15 protein-coding genes are annotated in these 21,041 nt (G+C 71.8%); 10 read left to right on the top strand and 5 right to left on the bottom strand.

From position 1 onward, the window contains the following. Window positions 1-111: 111 nt before the first annotated feature. The 9 genes from D0T12_RS22340 (at window position 112) to D0T12_RS22300 (ending at window position 13,482) form a co-directional block, all read left to right on the top strand. Window positions 112-1,560: an NAD-dependent succinate-semialdehyde dehydrogenase gene (locus tag D0T12_RS22340; protein WP_117401644.1), complete on the top strand. Its 1,449-nt coding sequence runs from the start codon at window positions 112-114 to the stop codon at window positions 1,558-1,560. Window positions 1,561-1,614: 54 nt separating this feature from the next. After that, a complete protein-coding gene (locus tag D0T12_RS22335) occupies window positions 1,615-2,955 on the top strand; it encodes an aminotransferase family protein (protein ID WP_117401643.1) in 1,341 nt (446 codons plus the stop codon). A gap of 49 nt (window positions 2,956-3,004) precedes the next feature. Then, entirely contained in the window at window positions 3,005-4,069 is a 1,065-nt protein-coding gene (locus D0T12_RS22330; RefSeq protein ID WP_158581586.1) for an extracellular solute-binding protein, read from the top strand. A 37-nt stretch (window positions 4,070-4,106) separates the two neighbouring features. Beyond that, the gene (locus tag D0T12_RS22325; protein WP_233526227.1) at window positions 4,107-4,964 is read left to right on the top strand and encodes an ABC transporter permease; all 858 of its coding nucleotides are present in this window, start codon (window positions 4,107-4,109) and stop codon (window positions 4,962-4,964) included. Beyond that, window positions 4,957-5,823 carry an ABC transporter permease gene (locus D0T12_RS22320; protein WP_117401640.1) on the top strand — a complete coding sequence of 289 codons (867 nt, stop codon included), beginning with the start codon at window positions 4,957-4,959 and terminating at the stop codon, window positions 5,821-5,823. The genes D0T12_RS22325 and D0T12_RS22320 overlap by 8 nt, the downstream gene beginning before the upstream one ends. After that, window positions 5,820-6,986, top strand: a complete 1,167-nt coding sequence (locus tag D0T12_RS22315) for an ABC transporter ATP-binding protein (protein ID WP_117401639.1) — start codon at window positions 5,820-5,822, stop codon at window positions 6,984-6,986. The genes D0T12_RS22320 and D0T12_RS22315 overlap by 4 nt, the downstream gene beginning before the upstream one ends. Before the next feature lie 40 nt (window positions 6,987-7,026). Further along, window positions 7,027-10,047 carry an aminotransferase class III-fold pyridoxal phosphate-dependent enzyme gene (locus D0T12_RS22310; RefSeq protein ID WP_117401638.1) on the top strand — a complete coding sequence of 1,007 codons (3,021 nt, stop codon included), beginning with the start codon at window positions 7,027-7,029 and terminating at the stop codon, window positions 10,045-10,047. A 31-nt stretch (window positions 10,048-10,078) separates the two neighbouring features. Further along, window positions 10,079-11,710, top strand: coding sequence for an amidohydrolase (locus D0T12_RS22305; protein ID WP_199487627.1), 1,632 nt, complete (start codon window positions 10,079-10,081; stop codon window positions 11,708-11,710). A 137-nt stretch (window positions 11,711-11,847) separates the two neighbouring features. Next, entirely contained in the window at window positions 11,848-13,482 is a 1,635-nt protein-coding gene (locus D0T12_RS22300; RefSeq protein ID WP_117401636.1) for a carboxylesterase/lipase family protein, read from the top strand. 65 nt (window positions 13,483-13,547) lie between these two features. Here the strand turns inward: D0T12_RS22300 and D0T12_RS22295 are convergent, their stop codons facing one another. The 4 genes from D0T12_RS22295 to D0T12_RS22280 all read right to left on the bottom strand — a co-directional run bounded on the left by D0T12_RS22295 (window position 13,548) and on the right by D0T12_RS22280 (window position 17,478). Then, a complete protein-coding gene (locus D0T12_RS22295; protein WP_117401635.1) occupies window positions 13,548-14,207 on the bottom strand; it encodes a maleylpyruvate isomerase N-terminal domain-containing protein in 660 nt (219 codons plus the stop codon). 209 nt (window positions 14,208-14,416) lie between these two features. Continuing rightward, window positions 14,417-16,078 (bottom strand): TerD family protein, encoded by a 1,662-nt coding sequence (locus D0T12_RS22290; RefSeq protein WP_117401634.1) that lies wholly within the window; start codon window positions 16,076-16,078, stop codon window positions 14,417-14,419. 8 nt (window positions 16,079-16,086) lie between these two features. Further along, window positions 16,087-16,656, bottom strand: a complete 570-nt coding sequence (locus tag D0T12_RS22285; protein WP_117401633.1) for a TerD family protein — start codon at window positions 16,654-16,656, stop codon at window positions 16,087-16,089. Window positions 16,657-16,884: 228 nt separating this feature from the next. After that, complete coding sequence (locus tag D0T12_RS22280) at window positions 16,885-17,478, bottom strand: lytic polysaccharide monooxygenase auxiliary activity family 9 protein (protein WP_117401632.1); 594 nt, start codon at window positions 17,476-17,478, stop codon at window positions 16,885-16,887. A 313-nt stretch (window positions 17,479-17,791) separates the two neighbouring features. Here D0T12_RS22280 and D0T12_RS22275 point away from each other — a divergent pair, with 313 nt between their 5' ends. Then, on the top strand, window positions 17,792-18,208 hold the full coding sequence (locus tag D0T12_RS22275) for a cold-shock protein (protein WP_117401631.1): 417 nt from the start codon (window positions 17,792-17,794) through the stop codon (window positions 18,206-18,208). Window positions 18,209-18,385: 177 nt separating this feature from the next. Here the strand turns inward: D0T12_RS22275 and D0T12_RS22270 are convergent, their stop codons facing one another. Further along, on the bottom strand, window positions 18,386-20,935 hold the full coding sequence (locus D0T12_RS22270; protein WP_117401630.1) for an AfsR/SARP family transcriptional regulator: 2,550 nt from the start codon (window positions 20,933-20,935) through the stop codon (window positions 18,386-18,388). Between the last annotated feature and the right edge of the window lie 106 nt (window positions 20,936-21,041).

Below are 21,041 nucleotides of genomic sequence, written 5' to 3'. Positions count from 1 at the left end.
CAATCCGACGCTCCCCCATGGGAAGGTGTTGACAAATACAACACCGTGCGATGAGACTGCTGCGAAATGGATTACGGTCGGCGCAACAGAAGGCACAGGGAGGTCCGCAACATGCCCGCAGACCCGTCCGCCACTCTGCTCATCGACGGAACCTGGCGATCGGGAACCGCCACCTTCGACGTGACGGATCCCGCGACGCTCCAGGTCATCGCCCAGGTGGCCGACGCGGGACCGGGGGAGGCACTCGCGGCCCTCGACGCCGCCGACAAGGCCGCCGAGACCTGGCGGCGCACCACCGCCGAGGAGCGCTCGAACGCGCTGCGCGCGGCGGCGGGCCGGATCCGCGCCCAGGCCGACTCCCTCGCGGCCCTGATGACCAGCGAGAACGGCAAGCCGCTCGCCGAGGCCAAGGGCGAGGTCCTGGGCTCGGCCCGGATGCTCGAATGGGCGGCCGAGGAGGGCCGGCGCGCCAACGGCCGGACGACGCCGGACGGTCCGGGCGGCCCCGGCATGGTGCTGCGCGTCCCGATCGGCCCGACCCTGGCGATCACCCCGTGGAACTTCCCGGCGAGCATGCTGGTCCGCAAGGCGGGCCTCGCCCTCGCCGCCGGCTGTCCCGTGATCGTCAAGCCGGCGGAACAGACCCCGCTGGTGGGCACCGAACTCGTCCGGATCATCAACGAGGCCGGGGAGCTGCCCGCCGGGGTGCTCCAGTCGCTCACCACGTCCCGTCCCGGCGAGGTGGCGGGCGCGCTGCTCGCCGACCCCAGGCTCCGCAAGGTCAGCTTCACCGGCTCCACCGAGGTGGGCCTCAGCCTGCTCGCCTCGACCCGTGACCATCTGCGCCGGACGTCGCTGGAGATGGGCGGGCACTCCCCCGCCATCGTGTTCGACGACGCCGACGTCCCCGCCACCGCCGCGGCGGTCGCCGCCGCGAAGTTCGCCAACGCGGGCCAGAGTTGCATCGCGATCAACCGGCTCTTCGTGCACCGGGCGGTGCACGAAGAGTTCCTGGCGCTGCTCCTGGAGAAGGTCGCGGCGCTGCGCCTCGGGCACGGCGCCGCCGAGGGCACCACCACCGGGCCCCTGATCGACTTCGGCGGGCTGGACAAGGTCGAGCGGCATGTCGCCGACGCGGTGAAGCGCGGCGCCACCGTCGCGGCGGGCGGGCGCCGCTGGACGCCCGAGGACGCCGAGCTCACCGGCGCCTTCTACGAGCCGACCGTCCTCACCGGCGCCGACGACACCATGCTGATCAGCTCGGAGGAGACCTTCGGGCCGGTCCTGCCGATCTACGTCTTCGACGATGACGACGAGGCGATCGAACGCGCCAACGCCACCGACTACGGGCTCGCCGCCTATGTCTTCGGCGACGGTCTCGCCCGGGTGTGGCGGGCCGTCGACCGGCTGAGCTTCGGGGTGGTGGCGGTGAACGAGGCGTTCCCCGTCCGTCCCGAACTTCCCTTCGGGGGTGTGAAGAACAGCGGGCTGGAACGGGAGGGCGGCAGCGAGGGCATCGACGCCTACCTGGAGACCAAGTCCGTGGCGGTGCGGCTCTGAGACGGGCCGCGCCCCCGAACGACATCGCGCTGAAGGAACTCTGAAGGCGAAACCATGGCGATCGAACAGCAGACCACCACCTCGACCGGGCCGTCCGGACGGGAGCACGACGACCGCGCCAGGCGGCTCGCGGAGCTGGACGTCCGGACGGTCATCCACCCGCACAGCGTCATCGGGGCCCCGGAGGAACCGCTGATCCTCGAACGCGGGGACGGGGCGATGGTCTGGGACGTCACCGGCAAGGCCTACATCGACGGGACCTGCGGCCTCTGGCAGTGCCCCGTCGGGCACGGCCGGCCCGAACTGGCGGAGGCCGCCGCCGAGCAGATCGCCAAGCTGGAGTTCTACTCGTCGTTCGGCGACTACTCCAACGAGCCGTCGATCAGGCTGGCCGAACGCCTGCTGGAGCTGGCCCCGCCGACCATGCGGCGGGTGTTCTTCACCAACGGCGGGTCGGAGGGCAACGAGACGGCGATCAAGCTGGCCCGCCTGGCCCACCACCACGCGGGCCGACCCGAACGCTCCGTGATCCTCGCGCGCACCGGCGGTTACCACGGGATGGGCGGCGGTTCCCTCGCCGCCACCGGGATCGACCGGTTGCGCGCGGGCTACGGGCCGCTCATGCCGGGGATCGAGTTCCTCGCCAAGCCGCACGCCGTGCGCGGCGCCGACGTCACCGACGCCCTGATCGCCGAGATCGAGGAGCGGATCGAGCGGATCGGCGCGGACCGGATCGCCGCGTTCGTCGGGGAACCGGTGCTCGGCGTCGGCGGCATGGTCCCGCCCCCGCCGGACTACTGGCCGCGGGTCCAGGAGATCCTGCGCCGCCACGGCATCCTGCTCATCCTGGACGAGGTCGTCACCGCTTTCGGTCGCATCGGCCACTGGTTCGGCTGTGAGCGCTACGACGTCGAACCGGACATCATCGTCACCGCTAAGGGCCTGTCCAGCGGGTACATCCCCATGGGCGCGGTCCTCGTCGGAGAACGCGTGCTCGACCTCGCCGGCGGCGCCGCGTTCCTGCACGGGTTCACCTACAACGGTCACCCGGTCGGCGCGGCCGTCGCGCTGGCCAACATCGACATCCTGGAGCGCGAGGGGCTCCTCGCGCGGGCCGACCGGCTCGGTCGCCGCCTGCTCGACGCGCTCAAGCCGCTCGAACGGCTGGACCACGTCCTGGAGGTGCGCGGCGTCGGCATGATGCTCGGCGTCGAGCTGGACCGCGGCCCCGACACCGCCGCCGCGGCGGCCGGGGTCCAGGCCCGCGCCCGCGCCGACGGCGTCATCGTCCGGGCCTCCGGGAACACCATCGTCCTCTCACCACCGCTGGTGATCGACGAACAGCAGTTGGACGCGCTCACCCGCGTCCTGACCGAACACGTCGCGACGGCCTGACGGGGCAGGGCACGCGAGAACCCCAGTAGCAGCACTCCAGGAGGAGATCGTGGGGCGAAGAATAGGTAAGACGGGCCCGACCGCGAGATTCGCGGCCGCCGGTCTGGCCGTGAGCCTGGTGGCCACGGCGTGCAGTATCGGCAACGCGAGCGACGACGAAGGCGACACGCTGACGTACGTCTCCACCGGCCCGCCCTTCCAGGACGCGCAGGCGGAGGCATGGCAGAAGCCCTTCACCGCCGACTCCGGGGTGAAGTTCCGCAACGACAGCCCCGTCGACGAGGCGAAGATGGTCACGATGGTCGAGGCCAAGAAGGTGACCTGGGACCTCGTCGACACCACGCCCGCCGTGGCCGTGCAGTACTGCGGCAAGTACGTCGAGAAGCTCGACTTCTCGGTCATCGACAAGTCGAAGTACCCGCAGGGGACCGTCAACGACTGTGGCGTGCCGAACTTCTTCTACAGCACGTTCGTCATGTACAACACGAAGAAGTACGCCAGCGACCCGCCCACGTCGATGGCCGCCTTCTTCGACGTGAAGAAGTACCCCGGAAAGCGGATCGTTCCGCCCGAGATCTCCGTGGGGCTGCTGGAGGCGGCGCTGCTGGCCGACGGCGTCCAGCCGAACCAGCTCTACCCGCTGGACCTCGACCGGGCCTTCAAACAGCTCGACAAGATCAAGTCGGTCACCACCTTCGCCAAGACCTACGGGCAGATGCAGCAGATGATGGTGGACCAGCAGTTCGACATGGGCCTGATGCTGAACGTCCGCGCCTACCAGGGACTCAAGGCCGGCGCCCCCTACAAGGGCATCTGGGACAAGTCCATCGTCAACTGGAACGTCTTCGTGGTCCCGAAGGGCTCGAAGAACAAGGAGCAGGCGATGAAGTTCATCGCCTCCACGGCCGGTGACGAACCGTCGAAGAAGATCGCGGAGTCGGCGTCGGTGCTGCCGGTCAACAAGGACCTGCAACTGAACCTCAACCAGTTCCAGCAGCAGGTCTACGTGTACGCGCCGGAACGCAGGGCCGGCATCGTCCACGCGGACGCGCAGTGGTGGGGGCAGAACTTCGACCAGGTGACCAAGCGCTACACGCAGTGGCTCTCCGGGTAAGAGGACGATGAGCGCATCGACCGTTTCCGCATCGCCGGTGAGCACGGCCCGAGCGCCCAGGTCGCGGAGGCGGCTGGTCGGCTGGTTCATCCTGCCGGCCACCGCCTTCCTCCTGGTGTTCTTCGCCTACCCGCTCGGCAACATCATCTGGCGTAGCTTCACCGAGCCGTCCACCGGGCTGGAGAACTACACCGAGCTGCTGAAGGACGGCGTCTCGGTCAAGATCCTGGTGCGCACGCTCGTCACGGGGCTGATCGTGGCCGCCTGCACGCTGGCGCTGGCCTACCCCTACGCCTACGCGATGACGAGGGTGAGCCCGCGCGCCCGGAACCTGATGACGGTGGTGGTCCTGCTGCCGTTCTGGACGTCCATGATGGCCCGCAACTTCGCCTGGTACATGCTGGAGCAGCGCGACGGCCTCATCGACGACGCGTTCTCCCTCATCGGCATCGACGGCGTGGTCCTCCTGGGCTCGGTCGCCGGGGTGACGGTCGCGATGGTGCAGGTCATGCTGCCGTTCATGGTCCTGCCGCTGTACAGCGGGATGGAGGGCATCGACAAGCGCCTGCTGAACGCGGCCGGCAGCCTCGGCGCGCCGCGGTGGCGGGCGTTCGTCCAGGTGTACCTGCCGCTGTCGCTGCCGGCGGTGCTGTCGGGGTTCACCCTCGTGTTCATCCTGACGCTCGGGTTCTACGTCACCCCGGCGCTGCTCGGGTCGCCGCAGCAGTCCCTCATCCCGCAACTGATCGCCACCCGGGTGAGCGATCTGCTGGACTTCGGCGGCGCGGGAGCGCTCGGGTCGGTGCTGCTCGTGGTGACGCTGCTGGCGCTGTTCGTGGTGTCGAGGTTCGTGAACCTGTCGTCCACCACCGAGAAGGCGGTGACCCATGAGTAAAGAGGCGACCGCCACGGAGCCGGACGCCGTGCCCGCCGAGCCCGCCGTGGAGCCCGCCGCGCTGCGGGCCGGGAAGGACGGCGGTCTCGGCTGGGGCCTGAAGACCGTGGTCGCGCTGACCAGCCTCGTGCTGATCGCGCCGACCGCGGTGGTGATCCCGATGAGCTTCTCCGGCGGCACCACCTTCGCGTTCCCGCCGAAGGACTGGTCGCTGCGCTGGTACGAGTCGTTCTTCACCTCCGAGGCGTGGATGCGCGCGCTGCTGACCTCGGTGCAGCTCGCGCTGCTCGTGGCGGTGACGGCGACGGTCCTCGGCGGCGCGGCGGCGTTCGGCCTGAACCGGGCGGGGTTCCCCGGCCGGGGCGCGATCCGCTCGCTGGTGATGGCCCCGCTGATCGTCCCGAGCATCGTCGTCGCCGTCTCGATTTACGGCGTCTTCCTGCGCTGGCACCTCACCGGCACCCCGATCGGGTTCGTGATCGGGCACACCGTCATGGCGTTGCCGTTCGTGGTGACGGTCATGCTGACCAGCCTGTCCGGCTACGACCGGACCCTGGACACCGCCGCCGCGACGCTCGGCGCAACCCCGCTGACGACCTTCCTCCGGATCACCGTGCCGCTGATCGCGCCGGGCGTGATGTCGGGGTTCGCGTTCGCGTTCGTCTACTCGCTGGACGAGGTCGTCATCGCGCTGTTCCTCCAGTCGCCCGACATCACGACGCTGCCGGTCAAGATGTACAACTCCATCACGCTGGAGATCGACCCCACCATCGCCGCGGCGTCCAGTCTCATGGTGGTGGCGACCAGCTTCGTCCTGTTGATCCCGCAGTTCGTTCGCCGCAAGCGGAGCACACGATGAGCCAAGCCGACCACAGCAAGAGCCCTGGCAACAGTCACGGCATCCGGATCGCGGGCGTCTCGAAGGTCTACGCGGGCACGTCCCGTCCGGCCGTGGACGACGTCTCGCTGGACATCGCGCCCGGCGAGTTCATCACCTTGCTGGGCCCGTCGGGCTCGGGCAAGACGACGATGCTCTCGATGCTCGCCGGGTTCGTCTCGGTGTCCGCCGGGAAGATCGAGATCGACGGGAAGGACGTCTCCCGGCAGAAGCCGCACAAACGGAACCTCGGCGTCGTGTTCCAGCAGTACGCCCTGTTCCCGCACATGAGCGTGACCAAGAACATCGCGTTCCCGCTCCAGCAGCGGCGGATGCCGAAGGCGGAGATCGCCGCCAAGGTCGACGAGGCGTTGCGGCTGGTCCACCTGGAGGAGTACGCGGACCGGCTGCCGAGCCAGCTGTCCGGCGGGCAGCAGCAGCGCGTCGCGCTCGCCCGCGCGGTGGTGTACCGGCCGCGGGCGCTGCTGATGGACGAGCCGCTCGGCGCCCTCGACCGCAAGCTCCGCGACGAGCTGCAACGCGAGATCGCCCGCATGCACCGGGAACTGGGCATGACGTTCATCTTCGTCACCCATGACCAGCATGAGGCGCTCACGCTGTCCGACCGCATCGCGGTGTTCAACGAGGGCCGGATCGAGCAGGTCGGCACCCCGTCCGACCTGTACGAGCGGCCGGAGACGCTGTTCGTCGCGCAGTTCCTCGGCGAGTCCACGTGCTTCCGCGGGACCGTGGACGTGTCCGCGGGCGTCCTTCGGTGCGGCGGCTTCACGCCCCGGGCGCCGCGGCTGGACGCAGGGCTCGACGGCAGCGGCGGGGTCGCCGTCGTCCGTCCCGAGCGGTTGGACCTGCACTCCGACGCGGGTTCCGTGCCCACCGGCCACAACCGGGTCCGCGCCACCGTCACCGAGATCGTCTACGTCGGGAACCACCACCAGGTGGGGCTGCGGTTCGCGGACGGCACGAACGGCTCGGCCATGCGCGTCGCGGGCCGGGACCTCCCGGCGGTGCCCGGCGAGGAGGTCACGGTGAGCTGGGACCCCGAGCACCAGTCGGTCGTGGCCGACCCCGCCGACGAGCCGACCGCCGAACGGCCCGCCGAGACCCTCGGCGCCGCCGCCACCTGACCTGACACCCGCACCGCCGACAAGGAGGAGTCGCTAACCCATGGCAGTCCAGACCGAGCGCGAAGGCGTCGACGAACGCTTCGAGCGCATCACCGCCGGTGTTCCGGAGCTCTCCGACGAGCGGCTACGGGACGTGCTGCGCGACCGCTACGGGCTGGAGGCCGTGTCCCTGAGGCGGCTCGCGGGCGAGACGGACCAGAACACGCATGTCGTGGACGGCTCCGGCACCGAGTACGTCCTCAAGATCAGCGACCCCGCCGACCTCCCGGCGATCGAGTTCCAGACGGCGTTGCTCGCGCATCTCGCCGAGCGGGACGCGGGTCTGGTCGTGCCCCGCGCCGTCGCGGACCTGGCGGGCTCACCCGTCACGTCCGTGCGGGACGGGGAACGCGAACTCCCCGTCCGGCTGCTCACCTGGGTTCCGGGTACCCCGCTCGCCGAGGTGGGCGGCCGGTCGGCGGAGTTGCTGGCGGACGTCGGCGCGGCGGCCGGGCGGCTGGCGGCGGCCACGGCGACGTTCTCCCATCCCGCTCCCCCGGCACCGCACTACTGGGAGTTCCCGCACGCGGGCACCGTGCTGGAGGCGTCGCTCGGGTACGTCACCGACCCGGGCCTGCGCGACGCGGCCACCACGATCCGCGACCGGTACGCGCCGCTGCTGACCGAGCGGCTGCCGGAACTGCCGACGGCGGTCGTCCACCACGACCTCAACGCCTTCAACGTCCTGGTCCACCGGGACGGCGGGCGGCGCCGCGTCTCCGGCGTGATCGACTTCGGTGACGCGCTGCCGACCGCGCGGATCGCCGACCTGGCGGTGCTGGCGTCCAGCGTGATGCGCGGGGCCGCCCGCCCGCTGACCGTCGCGGCGACGCTCGCCGCCGCCTACCACGAGGCCCACCCGCTGACGGAGGCGGAACTCGACCTGCTGTTCCCGCTGATCGCCGTGCGGGCCGCGACGGTCGCGGTCACCGCCGCGCGGCTCGACGCGGAACGGCGGCACGGCGATCCCCGGCACCGGTCGGCGGCCGCCGCCGACCTGGTGCGCGCGCTGGCGCCGGTTCCGGCCGAGGTGGGGCGCGCCGCCGTCCGGCACGCGTGCGGGCTGCCCGCGTATCCGGACGCCCCTGCGGTGACGGCTTGGCTGGCGGGCAACGCCGCGTCCGCGGTGCCGCCGGTTGACGGGCCGCTCGTCCCCATCGATCTCGGCGCCTCGTCCGAGATCTTCGACGACGTCGATCCCCGCGACCCCGGCGCGCTGCGCGCGGCCGCGACAGCCGCCCTCATCGGCCGCCGTCCCGGTGTGGCGGTCGGACGCTACGGCGAGCCCCGGTTCCTGGAGCCGCGCCGCCGCCGCGGGGCCGCCAGCGCGGACGAGCCGGACAACGTCCACCTCGGGATCGACCTGTTCGCGGGGGCGGGAACACTCGTCCGCGCGCCGCTGCCCGGCCTGGTCGAGGCGACGGACACCGCCGGTGTCGACCTCGTGCTGCTGCACGAGCCCGCCGAGGGCGTCCGCTTCCGTACCCTCTACACCGGCCTGAACGACGCTCCCGCCGCGGGCGAGGCGGTCGCGGCGGGAGCGACGATCGGCCGGATCGCCCCAGGTGAGGGGCTGCCGCCGCACGTCCGCGTCCAGGTCGCGGTCACGCCGCTCGACGGCTGGACGACCGTGCCCGCAGCAGCCACCGACTCCGAACAGGCGCTGTGGCAGGGGCTGCTCCCGGACCCGACACCGCTGCTCGGCGCGCAGAACACGGTCACCGCGTGGACGCCGGTGATCGGCAGGTCGCTCCAGGGCCGCCGCGCCCACCTGCCCGACAGCCATCCGATGTACTTCGAGCAGCCGATCGCGATGGCCCGCGCCCGCGACACCCGCTTCTACGACGAGCAGGGCCGCTCGTACCTGGACGCGCTGAACAACGTGACCTTGGTCGGACACAGCCATCCGAGGCTCGTCGACGTCGCCGCGCGGCAGCTCGGCAGGCTGAACACCAACACCAGGTTCGTGTACGACTCGCTGACCGAGTACGCCGAACGGCTCACCGCCACTCTCCCGGACGGCCTGGACGTCGTCTACTTCGTCAACTCCGGCAGCGAGGCCAACGACCTGGCACTCCGCATGTCCCGGTATCTGACGAAGCGCGACGACGTGGTCATCATCGACGACGCCTACCACGGCTACACCTCGGTGGTGTCCGACGTGAGCCCGTCCCGGTACAAGCACTACGGCAAACCGGACACCACGCACCCGACCCCGGTCCCCGACCGGTATCGCGGCGCGTACGGGTACGACGACCCGGACGCCGGAGCCAAGTACGCCCGGCACGTGATCGACGAGTTCGACCGGCTGACCGCCGCAGGTCGCCCGCCCGCGGCGTACCTGTTCGAGGCGCTGCTGGCGGGCGGCGGGCAGGTGGTGCTGCCGCCCGGCTACCTCGCGCCGATCTTCGCGGCGGCGGCCGAGCGCGGGGTGCTGACGATCGCCGACGAGGTCCAGGTCGGGTTCGGACGGCTCGGCGAGGCGTTCTGGGGCTTCCAGACGCAGGGCCCCGACGTCGTTCCGGACTTCGTGACGATGGGCAAGGCCATGGGCAACGGGTTCCCGATGGCGGCGCTGGTCACCACCCGGGAGATCTCACGGGCGTTCGACCCGACCGGGCGGTTCTTCTCCACCTACGGCGGCAACCCGGTCGCCTGCGCGGTCGGCCTCGAACTGCTGAACATCGTCGACGACGAGGGCCTCCAGCACAACGCGCTGGTCGTCGGCCAGTACCTACGGGACCGGCTGGCCGGGCTCGGCGAACGGCACGAGCTGATCGGCGACGTCCGCGGCCAGAGCTTCTACAGCGGTGTCGAGTTCGTCCTCGACCGCGACACCAAGGAGCCCGCCTCCGCCGAGACCCTGATCATCTGCGAGCGGCTCAAGGACCAGGGCGTCCTGGTGTATCCGACGGGCCCGTACTGGAACATCCTCAAGCTCAAGCCGCCGCTCACGTTCACGCGGGCGGACGCCGACGACTTCACCGACACACTCGACGACATCCTCACGACGGGCTGGTGACATGTCTGAAAACACCGCTGCACACGCGGACATGGTGCTGACGGGAGGCTCGGTCGTCACCGTCGACGACGGGTTCACGGTCGCGAGCGCGGTCGCGATCACCGGCGACCGGATCACGGCGGTCGGCGACGACGACCGGATCCGGGCGCTGGCGGGCCCGTCCACCGAGGTGGTCGACCTCGCCGGACGGACGGTGCTGCCCGGGATCAACGACGCTCACCTGCACCTGGCGATGTTCGGGCTGGCCGGATTCTCCGTCGACCTCAACGGCGTCGACTCGGTCCGGGCGCTGAACGACGCGCTCACCGACGGGCCCGTGGGCCCCGGCGGCAGCGAATGGCTGATCGGCGAGGGCTGGCGGGAGGCGAACATCCCCGAGTTCGACGCCGACGTGCCCGGCCCGCACCGCTCCCTCATCGACGCGGTCACGGCGGACCGTCCCACGGTCCTGCACCACGCGTCCCGGCATTCGGTGCTGGTCAACACGGCCGCGCTGCGTATCGCGGGCGTCACCCGCGACACCCCTGACCCGGCGGGCGGACGCATCGTCCGCGACGCGTCCGGCGAGCCCACCGGCCTCTTCCTCGAAGGCGCGAAGGGACTCATCACCCAGTACGTCCCGGACTACTCCGAGCGGGAGCGGCTGGCCGCGATCGAGTCGGCGATGCACAGGCTCAACGCGCTGGGCATCACCAGCGTCACCGACCCGATCGTCTGGCCGGAGCTGCTGCGCGACTACACGACGCTGCGCCGGGACGACCGGATGACCGTTCGCGTGAACGCGCTCCTGCACTGGGACTGGCCCTCCCCCGCGAGCACGTCGGAACGACTGGAGACCGCGCTCGGCTTCGCCGGACTGTCCACGGGCCTCGGCGACGACTGGCTCCGGATCGGCGGCGCGAAACTGTTCGCGGACGGCGTCCCGACCCAGTGCACGGCGTGGCTGCACGACCCGTACCCGTCGTCCGGCGACCACGGCCACCTCATCACCGCGGGCGACGACGACGAGGCCCGCTACGAGGAACTCCTGCGGATGATCGAGCTGGCGCACCGCAACCGGCTCCAGGTGCAGGTGCACGTCACCGGCGACCGGGCGGCGGACGCTGCGGCCGACGGCATCGTCCGCGCGCTCAAGGCCGACCCGTGGCCGGACGCGCGGCACGCGCTCATCCACGGCACGCTCCTGTCGGAGGACTCCTACGCGCTGCTCGCCGAACACGGCATCAGCGTGATCACCAGTTCGCTGATGAAGTCGCACAGCGGCGCGTCCATGACCCGGGCGATCGGCGCGGACCGGTGGGCCCGCGCGTTCCCGGCGGGCGCGCTGCTCGCCGCGGGCGTGCACGTCGCCGACAGCTCCGACGCGCCGATCACCCATCCCGACTGGCTGCGCGGCATCGCGACCTTCGCGGGCGCCGCGCCGGGCCCGTTCTCCGACGTGCCGCCCGACCTGCGCCTTTCCCGTGAACAGGCGATTCGGCTGTGGACCACCGCGGGCGCCTATTTGGAGAACGCGGAGAAGCGCAAGGGCACCATTTCTCCGGGCGCTCTCGCCGACCTCGTCGTCCTCGACGGCGATTTCCTCGGGGCCGACGACACCGCGTTGCAGGGACTCGCGCCGACCCTCACCGTCGTGGGCGGCCGGGTGGTGCACTCCGCCTGAAACCAAAGGGCTTCGGGGCTCTGACGCGAACAACTCGATATGCGACAGAGACATGTCAGATAGGGCGATGAATCGAACGACGGTGCGAGGATCAGGGTTGCCCGGTTTTCACAAGGCCTCGACCGGAGGACCCCCGAATGAGACCCAGCACGACCCTGAAAACGACTCTGAAGGTGGCGGCGTCCATCATCATCGCGGCGGCCGGGCTGACGGCCGCGCATACGGCGACGGCGGCACCGGCGGCCGCCCCGCCCGACTGCTCCGACGGCACCGTCGTGCAGACCGACAACGGACCGGTCTGCGGCCTCGACGGTGACGGCATCAAGAACTGGCTCGGCATTCCGTACGCCGCGTCGCCCGTCGGAAACCTGCGCTGGGAGGCCCCGGCGCCGCACCCGGGCTGGGCCTCGACGTTGCAGGCGACCGAGAGCGGCAGCGCCTGCCCGCAGCCCGGCGACTTCCGGCCCGGCTCCACCAACGAGGACTGCCTGAAGCTGGACGTCCGCGTCCCGGAGAACGCCGGGAACGGTCCGCTGCCGGTGATGGTGCAGTTGCACGGCGGCGGGTTCCGGCTCGGGGTGCCGTCCAACGGCACCCGGCTCGCCACCGCCGGGAAGGTCATCCAGGTCGAGGTGCGGTACCGGCTCGGCATCATCGGTTTCCTGTCGCACGCGTCCCTCGGCGCGAACGCGGGGAACTACGGCATCGAGGACCAGCAGGCCGCGCTCGGCTGGGTGAAGCGCAACATCGCCAAGTTCGGCGGCGACCCCGGCAACGTCACCATCTTCGGCCCGTCCGCCGGAGGGTCGAGCGTCTGCGCGAACATGGCGTCCCCCACCGCCGCCGGGTTGTTCCACAAGGGCATCATCGAGAGCGGGGAGTACAACTCGCTGCGCGGCGTCCACGCCACCTGGCAGGCGCAGGACTGCGCGGCCAAGCTGCCCACCCAGCAGGAGGCGCAGCAGGCCGGGGCCCGGTTCGCCACGGCGGTCGGCTGCGGCGGTGCGGCGGACGTCGCCGCGTGCCTGCGCCAGGTGCCGGTGCAGACCCTGCTCGACAAGGCGGGCGACGGTCTCGGACCCGACAGCGGCACGCTCGCGCCCATCGTGGACGGCAAGACCCTGACCAAGTCGCCCGGGAAGGCGTTCGACACCGGGGACTTCAACAAGGTCCCCGTCATTCACGGTGTGGCCAGGGACGAGACGCAGATCCACCCCGCCGACACCCCGCAGCAGTTCCAGGCCCTGATCCAGAGCCAGTACGGGAACCTCGCGCCGAAGGTGCTCAAGCGCTACCCGCTGTCGGAGTACCCGGAGCCCGCCGTGTACATCACGTCCCGGACGATCCTCGCCGACTCCACGTCCGTCTGCCCGGCGCTGCTGAACGACCGGCGGCTGGCCGAGCACGTCCCGGTGTACGCCTACCGGTTCGACGACACGCACGCGCCGCCGCTTCCGTTCATCGACGCGACGCGGCCGACCGGCGCGTTCCACGTCGGCGAGTTCAGCTACCTGTACCACGGCACGTTTCCCACCCAGCCCGCGCTGGACCCCAACCAGAAGGCCATGCAGGCTCAGCTGACCGCGCAGTGGACAGGTTTCGCCCGCACCGGTGACCCCAACGTGGAGGGCACCCCGCGCTGGACCCGGTTCACCTCCCAGAAGGAGGCGCAGATGTCGCTGCTGCCCGCCGGGGCCAGCCGGATGACCCGCGAGATCTCCGGGCCGCACCACTGCAACTTCTGGAACCAGCACGCCCCGTTCACCAACTGACCCTTCTCATCTCGCCGGACGCTCCCGCGACATCCAATGCGGGGGCGTCCGGCGAAGCTTTCCGCTCAGCCGAGGACGAGCGGGAGCCTCGCCGCGAGTTCGCCGAGCTCGACCCGTTCGGCGTCGGTCGGCGCGCGACGTCCCGTCCCGGCCAGCAGCGCGTCCCGGTCGGAGAACGACGCGGGGAACGGGGTTCCGGCGATCCGCTCCAGCAGGGCGCGGGCGACCGCGAGGGTCTCGGCGGGCGGTCCGGCGACCCGTCCGGCGGGCAGGTGCGCGACCAGGTCGAGATGGTGCAGCGTCCACTCCAGGACGTACGCGGACAGGTAGTCGCCGGCGGTCAGCACCTTCCCCTGCGTGCTGACACGGGCGGCCGGATCGGCGAGTTCGGCGGCGCGCCCGGCGGCGGACCCGACGTCGTCGAGATGGAACTTGAGCAGGCTCGCCTCCCCGTACGCGGCGGCCAGCCGCGGGATCAGGGCGTCGAGCGGGTCGTCGCCGGTCGGGGGTTCGACGAGGTCCCAGTAGGTGACCGCGTCCGCGGTCGGTTCGGTGTCGGCTGGCGTGACCAGCGTGATCAGGACGTCCTGGGCGTCGATGACGAGATGGCAGACCAGGTCGCGGACGAGCCAGCCGGCGCAGCCCGACGGTCGTGCCATGTCCGCGTCGGTGAGGTCGCCGACCGCCGTGCGCAGGGCCGTCCACGAGCGCGAGAAATGATCCACTTCCGCACGGTAGCGCGCCCGGCGGACCGGTCGCGCAGGCTAGGGCCCGTCTCGACGCGGCCTCAGCCCGCACGCGAACGCGTTACCTGCCCGGTGGAGCGACGCCGAAGGCAAGCGGAGCCGGGCGGATCGCGAAGCGATGCGCGTTCGCACAGGAACGGTCACGTAGCGAGCCGCAAGGCGAGCGCAGTGGCCGGGCCTGCAAGAAATCAGTCGTAGGAGGCGAGAGCGCGGGCGTGGACACCCAGGACGTGGGCGAACAGCGCGGGTGGCTTGGTGGTGTCCGTGGCGTCGGGGAGCACGTCCGGGGTGAGCGTCCAGTCCGTCCCCACCCACGAGTCGCCGATGGTGCCCTCGCTGGAGGGAAGGTTGTTGCAGGTCTGCCGGACCCGAATCGTCCGCACCGAGTCGGTGGCGGGCGTGTCGGTCTCGACCAGCAGTACCGGGACGCCGACGAGCGGCCCGTCCTCCACCAGCCGCAGGATCTGGTGCGCGTCCTCGCCGTCGAGCGCGGCGCCCGCGTCGAGGATCACCACCAGGCGGACCGGCGGGCCGTCCGCCGGGCCGGTGGACGCCTCGCCGTCGGGGCCGCCGATGCGGCGCAGGTCGACCAGGTCGAGCAGCCGCCGCAGCCGCTCGGCCGCCGCGGGCCCGGAGGCCACCCCGCCGCCGAGCAGCCGGACACTGGTGACCGGGTCGAACTCCCGCAGCCAGCCCGCGCCCGACAGGCCCGACGCGTCGATGACCTCCAGACCGGCGAGCCCGGGCGGGACGGAGGCCAGGAACCGGGTGACGAGCGACCAGGCGTAGGCGGCAGCGTCGCCGGGCATCGCGCCCGGGGAGATCCACACGCCGCGCCGCCATGGGAGCCGCAGCACGAGCGGGATCCGCAGGTCGGGCAGTTCGGCGGTGGACAGCCGCCCGGCCAGCAGCCCCTCGGCCGGTTCGGGACCCGGCTGCCAGGTCAGCCAGGACGGCGCGTCGAACGGCGCGACCTCGGCGGTGACCCGCGGCTCCACTCGGGCCAGCTCGTCGCGGAGCTGGTCGGCGTCGGCCCGCAGCCGCGCGTCGGCCGCCGCCATGAGCTGGTCGAAGCGGCCGCGCGGCGCCCGCCCGGCGATCTCCTCGTTGCGGAGGTTGAGCGCGTGTTCGGTGGACGCGCGGAACGACGCCAGCGAACGGCTCGCGTCCTCCCAGACCAGCCAGCACCGTTCGAGATATCCGACCTCCGAGTCGGACGCCTCGGGCGGCGCGGACGGCGGCGCCCCGGCGGCGGGACCTGGCCGCGGCGCGGTCGGTTCCGAGGCGCCGGAATGACCCGGGGCGCCCGAAGCGCTCGCGCCGCTCGTGGCGCTCGGCGCGTCCGGTCGGTCGCCGGGGTCGTCCACCTGGACGCCGTGCGCCTCGACGAGTTCGGCCAGCCCGCCGGCGTAGCCCTGCCCGACGGCGCGCACCTTCCACCGGTCGGCCCGGCGGTAGATCTCCAGCCCGATGATGGCCTTCTCCGCGTCCAGCCCCGCGACGGTGAACTCGGTCGGCGGGTCGCCGCCGTCCCCGGTGAGCCGGAGTCGCGGCGGCGGCGCCGAACCGAACGTCCCCGTCCCCGCGAGGCTGACCGCGATCAGTACCGCGTGCGCGTGGGCGGGGACCGCGTCGAGGTCGAGCTCCACGCGCTGGGGTCCCCCGCCGTCCGCCCAGCGGACGCCGGGCGCCTCGGGGGCGTTGAAGAACACCAGGTCGGCGTCGGACCGCACGCGCAGGTCCGGGCCGACGAGCAGGGCACTGACGTCCACGGGGACGGCGCAGGACACGGTGGCGGTCACCCGCCGGGCGGGCAGCGGCGCGTTGGCGCCGCGGGAGAGTTCGGCCATCGGGCGGTTCAGGCGTGGTTGGCGATCACCGGCAGCATGTCCTGGAAGGTGCGGCCGTGACAGGGTTCTCCGATCGCGTTCATCTTCCAGCCGTCCCCGTGCCGGTAGATCCGGGACATCACCATGGCGGTGTGGGCGCCGCCGCCGGTCAGCGTGTACCGGGCCATCTCACCGCCGTCCATCTCGTTGACCAGGCGGCAGAAGGCGTTCTCCACCTCGTTGAAGGTCTGCCCGTTGAAGGAGCTGACGGTGAACACCAGCGAGGTGACGTGCACGGGCAGCCGCCCGAGGTCGACGATGACGGACTCGTCGTCGCCGTCGCCCGCGCCGGTCAGGTTGTCGCCGGTGTGCCGGACCGAGCCGTCGTCGCTGACGAGCTTGCCGAAGAACACGACGTCGGCGAGGGCCCCGTCGGCGAAGAGCACACAGGACGCGTCGAGGTCGATGTCCCGCTCCCGGGAGCCGAAGAAGCCCTTCTTCTTCACCGCGTCCCAGCCCAGCCCCATCCGGACCATGCTCAGCGTGCCACCGGGCTTCTCCAGCGAGATCCGCTGGCCCTTCACCATCGAGACGGTCACAGCCGTCGCCTCCTTGTCGTCCCCTACGCCGCGCGGCCCCGCTCCGGAGCGCGCCGGCCTTCAGCACCCGGCCACCCGCGAGATGTCCGGGGTGCGTGCAAAGCCTCGCAGCCGACCGACCCCGTTGTCATCTCTTCCCGCGTGATGAGGGGGTTCGGCGCGGTTCGGGACCGGCGCACCGGCTGAGCGTTCGCGGCGCCGCTCAGCCGGTGGACCGGGGTTCGGACGTCAGCCGAAGTCGACGTCGATGCACTGGTAGAAGGCGTTACCGGTGTCCGCGATGTCCCAGACGCCGAGCACGATGTGCCTGCCCTGCCGCTGCGGAAGCGTCCCGGTGTGGACGTCCCGGTCGGACGGCTGCCGGCCGCGGTAGGCCTGCTCGATGAACGGCGTGAGGTCGAGGGAGTCGCGGGTCAGCGGCTTGGTGCGGTCCCAGCCGTCCTTGGTGAGGAAGTAGCGGAACGACGTGGTGGAGTGCGCGGCGGTGAAGTGCCAGGAAACGCTGAAGGAACTTCCGGCCGTGACCTTGGTCGCGGGCCAGCCGGTGCCGCCGCGCTGGTCGTCGAGCGGCGACCAGCGTCCGTCGGCGCCGGCGCAGATGGTGCCGTCGCGCGGTCCGCGCGCCGGGAAGCCCTTCGGCCCCTCGACGCCGTCCGGGTCCCACTGGACCTGGCCGCAGTTGGTGACCTTGTGCTGGCCGCACAGGTAGCTGCGGCTCGGGGGCGAGGTGGTGTACCCGTGCGACCACGCGGGCACGGCGAGCACCACCGGGAGTCCGACGGTCACGGCCGCGGCCACGGCGAGGCTGGTCTTTCTTGGCATCCTGCTTCTCCTTGGCGGGAGGTACGAAGTACCTGGAGGCGAGGGTGAGCCGGCCCCGGCAACCAACTCAAAAGGAAACTTTCCTTTGAGTAAGGTGAACCCTTCGTGGCGCGCCGTCAACCCCGACGCCTTCGGTCGGCACGTTCCTGGCACGCTGTGCACAGGCGCGGGCACCGGGGCTCCGCGGCCGCGGTCCGGCGAACGGCCCGTCTTCGCAGATCACGGAGCGTTACCGCTCATATTCGTGTGCTAGCCTGGGCGCTGCGAAGCGTGTTAAGCAGCGTTTTTTCTGTTGGTTGTGTGGAGGTCTGCGGTGCGTTCAGGAAGAATTCTCCGGTTCGACGAAGTCCGTGGTTACGGATTCATCGTTCCGGACGGCGGTGGCGAGGACGTCTTCGTCCACGCCAATGAGCTTCTCGATGACAAGGCGGCGTTCGGGCCCGGAACGGCGGTCGAGTTCGAGGTGACCGAGGGCGAGCGCGGTCTCAAGGCGTTCGCCGTCCGGGCGGTGAGCCCGCCGTCCAACGGCGCCGCGTCCTCGATCGACCGCGCCCCCACGGGCGACGGCCCCGACGACATGCTGTGCGACGTGCTGTCGCGCGCCGAGTTCAGCCGGGAGATCGTCGACGTGCTGCTGGCGGAGGTGCCGGAGCTCACCGGCGCCCAGATCGTCAAGGTCCGCCGCAGCCTCGTCGAGATCGCCCACAAGCACGGTTGGATCGACGACTGACGGTCGGCCGTTCTCACCGGTGGGCCGGAAAACCCGCACGATAATCGACCCCTGGAACGGGGACCACCCCGAATACGGCCGTTCGCCGCGCTCCGGGATTTGTCGGAGCCGGACGCTTTGACCATGTGGAATGTTCATGCGTAATTCCCCGGCTTTCTCGCGTGCGGCGCGTTGTGATCAGTGGCCGTAGGTCCACAGGTCCGGAGCGGGACGGTCGGCCGTGGCCGGGCGGGCGGCCACCGCGATCGTGCCGGAGCCCGGCCGGGTGACGGCCTCACGCACGCGGACATGGCCGCCGTCGGCCTCCCCGACCTCCGTGGCGGTGTCGCCGAGCGGGTCGCGCAGGCGCCGGAGGACGCGCGCCGACTCCGCCAGGCACTCGACCGCCCGGCGGGGCTGCCGGTCACCGAGGTAGGCGGCGGCGAGCCCGTTCAGGCTCCGGGCCTGGCCGTCGAGGTCACCGAGCCTGCGCTGGACGAGCAGGGCCTCGCGGTGATGCCCGGCGGCCTCCCCGAAACGCCGCGCGTCGGCGCAGGCCAACGCCAGGCCGCTGAGCATGGCGGCGATGCCGGGCCACTCACCGAGCCGCCGTGCCGCCATCAGCCCGGCCTGGTAGATCGCGACCCACTCGTCCCGGCTCCGGCGGAAGCGGAAGACGGGCAACAGGAGCGCCGGCAGCCGCCAGACGACCGGGTGATGGCCATGACCGGAAGCGGCCCTGATCACCGCCGCGAAGTTGTCCGCCTCGGCGTCCAGCCAGGCCAGCGCCTCGGCCCGAGCGTCGAAGGCGGGCGCGGCGACCCTGCCGCCCGGCCCGCCGGGCGGCTCGATCCGGCGGCCGTGCGGGTTCAGCGCCTCGGCGGCCGAGTGGGCGGCGCCGAGATACCAGGCGCAGACGCGTCCGACCGCCGCGTCGCACGAGTCGGCCGCCTCCTCCGCTCGCGCCTTCTTCCGGGCGTAGACGCGCAGCAGGTGGTGCAGCCGGTAGCGGCCCGGGGACGCCTGCCGGAGAAGGTTCTCGTCCAGCAGCGCCTCCAGCAGCTGCTCGGCCCGCTCCCGCGGCAGGTCGGCCAGCGCGGCGGCGGACGACGGCGTGAAGTCGGCGGCGGGATGCAGGCCGAGCAGCCGGAACATGCGCCGCTGGTCGTCGGCGAGCGCCCGGTAGGACGGCTCGAAGGACGCGCTGATGGACCGGTTGCGGAACTCCAGCTCGCCCGGCAGCCGGTCCTCGTCCGCCAGCCGTCCGTCGAACTCGGCCGGTGTCCACGCGGGACGGGTCTGCAACCGCCGCGCCGCCATGGTCACCGCCATCGGCAGCTGCCCGCACCGCTCGGCGATCCGCGCGGTCGCGGCGTCGTCGGCGGTGACCCGTTCGTGGCCCGCGATGCGGCCCATCAGGTCGCGTGACTCCCCGGGCGCGAAGCCGTCCAGCTGGAACCGGTGGACGCCGTCCAGACCGGCCAGGCTGCGCCTGCTGGTGATGAGCACCAGGCTCGTCGGGTCGCCCGGGAGCAGCGGCTCCACCTGGGCCTCGTCGGTGGCGTCGTCGAGGATGACCAGGGCCCGCTCGCCGTGCAGCCGGTCGCGGTACAGCGCGGCCATGGCGCCCACGCTCGCCGGGATCTGGGACGGGGGCACGTTGAGCTGGCGCAGGAAGCCGCCCAGCACCTCGGCCGGGTCGGCGGCGGGCAGGTCGGGGTCCATGGCGCGCAGGTCGGCCCAGAGCTGGAGCGCGCCGAAGCGGCCACGGGCGCTGATCTGGTGCGCGGCGCGGACGGCGAGACGGGTCTTGCCGACCCCGGCCATGCCCTCGATCGCGATGGCCGTGAGCGCGGTGCCGCCCCCGCCCGCGTCCTCGGCCAGCCGGTTCAGGGCGCGCAGCTCCTTCTCCCGGCCGGTGAACTCGACGATGTCCATGGGAAGCTGCCGCACCGTGCCCGGGGGCGGGCCCGCGGGCGGGGCGTTCCACGCGGCCTCGTCCAGGACCGGGTCGCCGCTGATGATCTGGCGTTCCAGGGCCCGCAGCCGGGGGCCGGGGTCGATGCCGAGATCGTCGGCGAGATGCGCGCGGACCCGGGCGTACGCGTCGAGCGCGTCGGCGGGCCTGCCCGCCCGGTACAGGACGAGCATCAGCCGTTCCCACAGCCGCTCCCGGAGCGGATGGCGCGCCACGAGGCGGCGCAGGTCGGGGACGAGCGCGTCGGAGCGGCCGAGCCGCAGGCACGCGTCGGTGTACTGCTCCATGAGCAGGAGCCGCCGCTCCTCCAGCCGTTCGACGTCGGCGAGCAGCGGGGCGCCCAGCGACATGGCCTCAAGTGGCCGCCCCCGGCAACAGCGCAGCGCCTCGGCGAAGTCCTGGGCCCCCTGCTCGACCCGCCCGTCGTGGAAGGCCCGCTCGCCACGGGCGAACAGCTCCTCGAACCGCGCCAGGTCCAGCTCGCCGGGCTCGACGCGGAGCAGGTAGCCGGGCGACCGCGTGATCAGCCGGTCCGCGGGCTCGCCCGCGTTCCGCAGCGCCCGGCGCAGCGCCGCGATGTAGCCGCGAACGTTGGCGCGGGCGGACGGCGGCGAGGTCCACCACACCGCGTCCACCAGCCGGTCGATCGGGACGACCTGGTTGGCCGCCAGCAGGAGCGCGGCGAGCACCGCCTGCTGCTGCGGTCCGCCGACGTCGACGGGACGACCGTTGGCGACGATGTGCAGCGGTCCCAGGATGCGGAATTCCATCTGCTCCCCTAACCGGCCCTGTCAGAGCGGTCGCCTGCACATCCGCTCTCGGGTTCCGGTCCCACCGTTGAGGAAGACATCTGCCGTATGCGTCAAATATACGGCA

Source organism: Actinomadura spongiicola (assembly GCF_003432485.1).
Lineage (GTDB): Bacteria > Actinomycetota > Actinomycetes > Streptosporangiales > Streptosporangiaceae > Spirillospora > Spirillospora spongiicola.
This window is presented reverse-complemented; position numbering and strand designations above follow the sequence as displayed.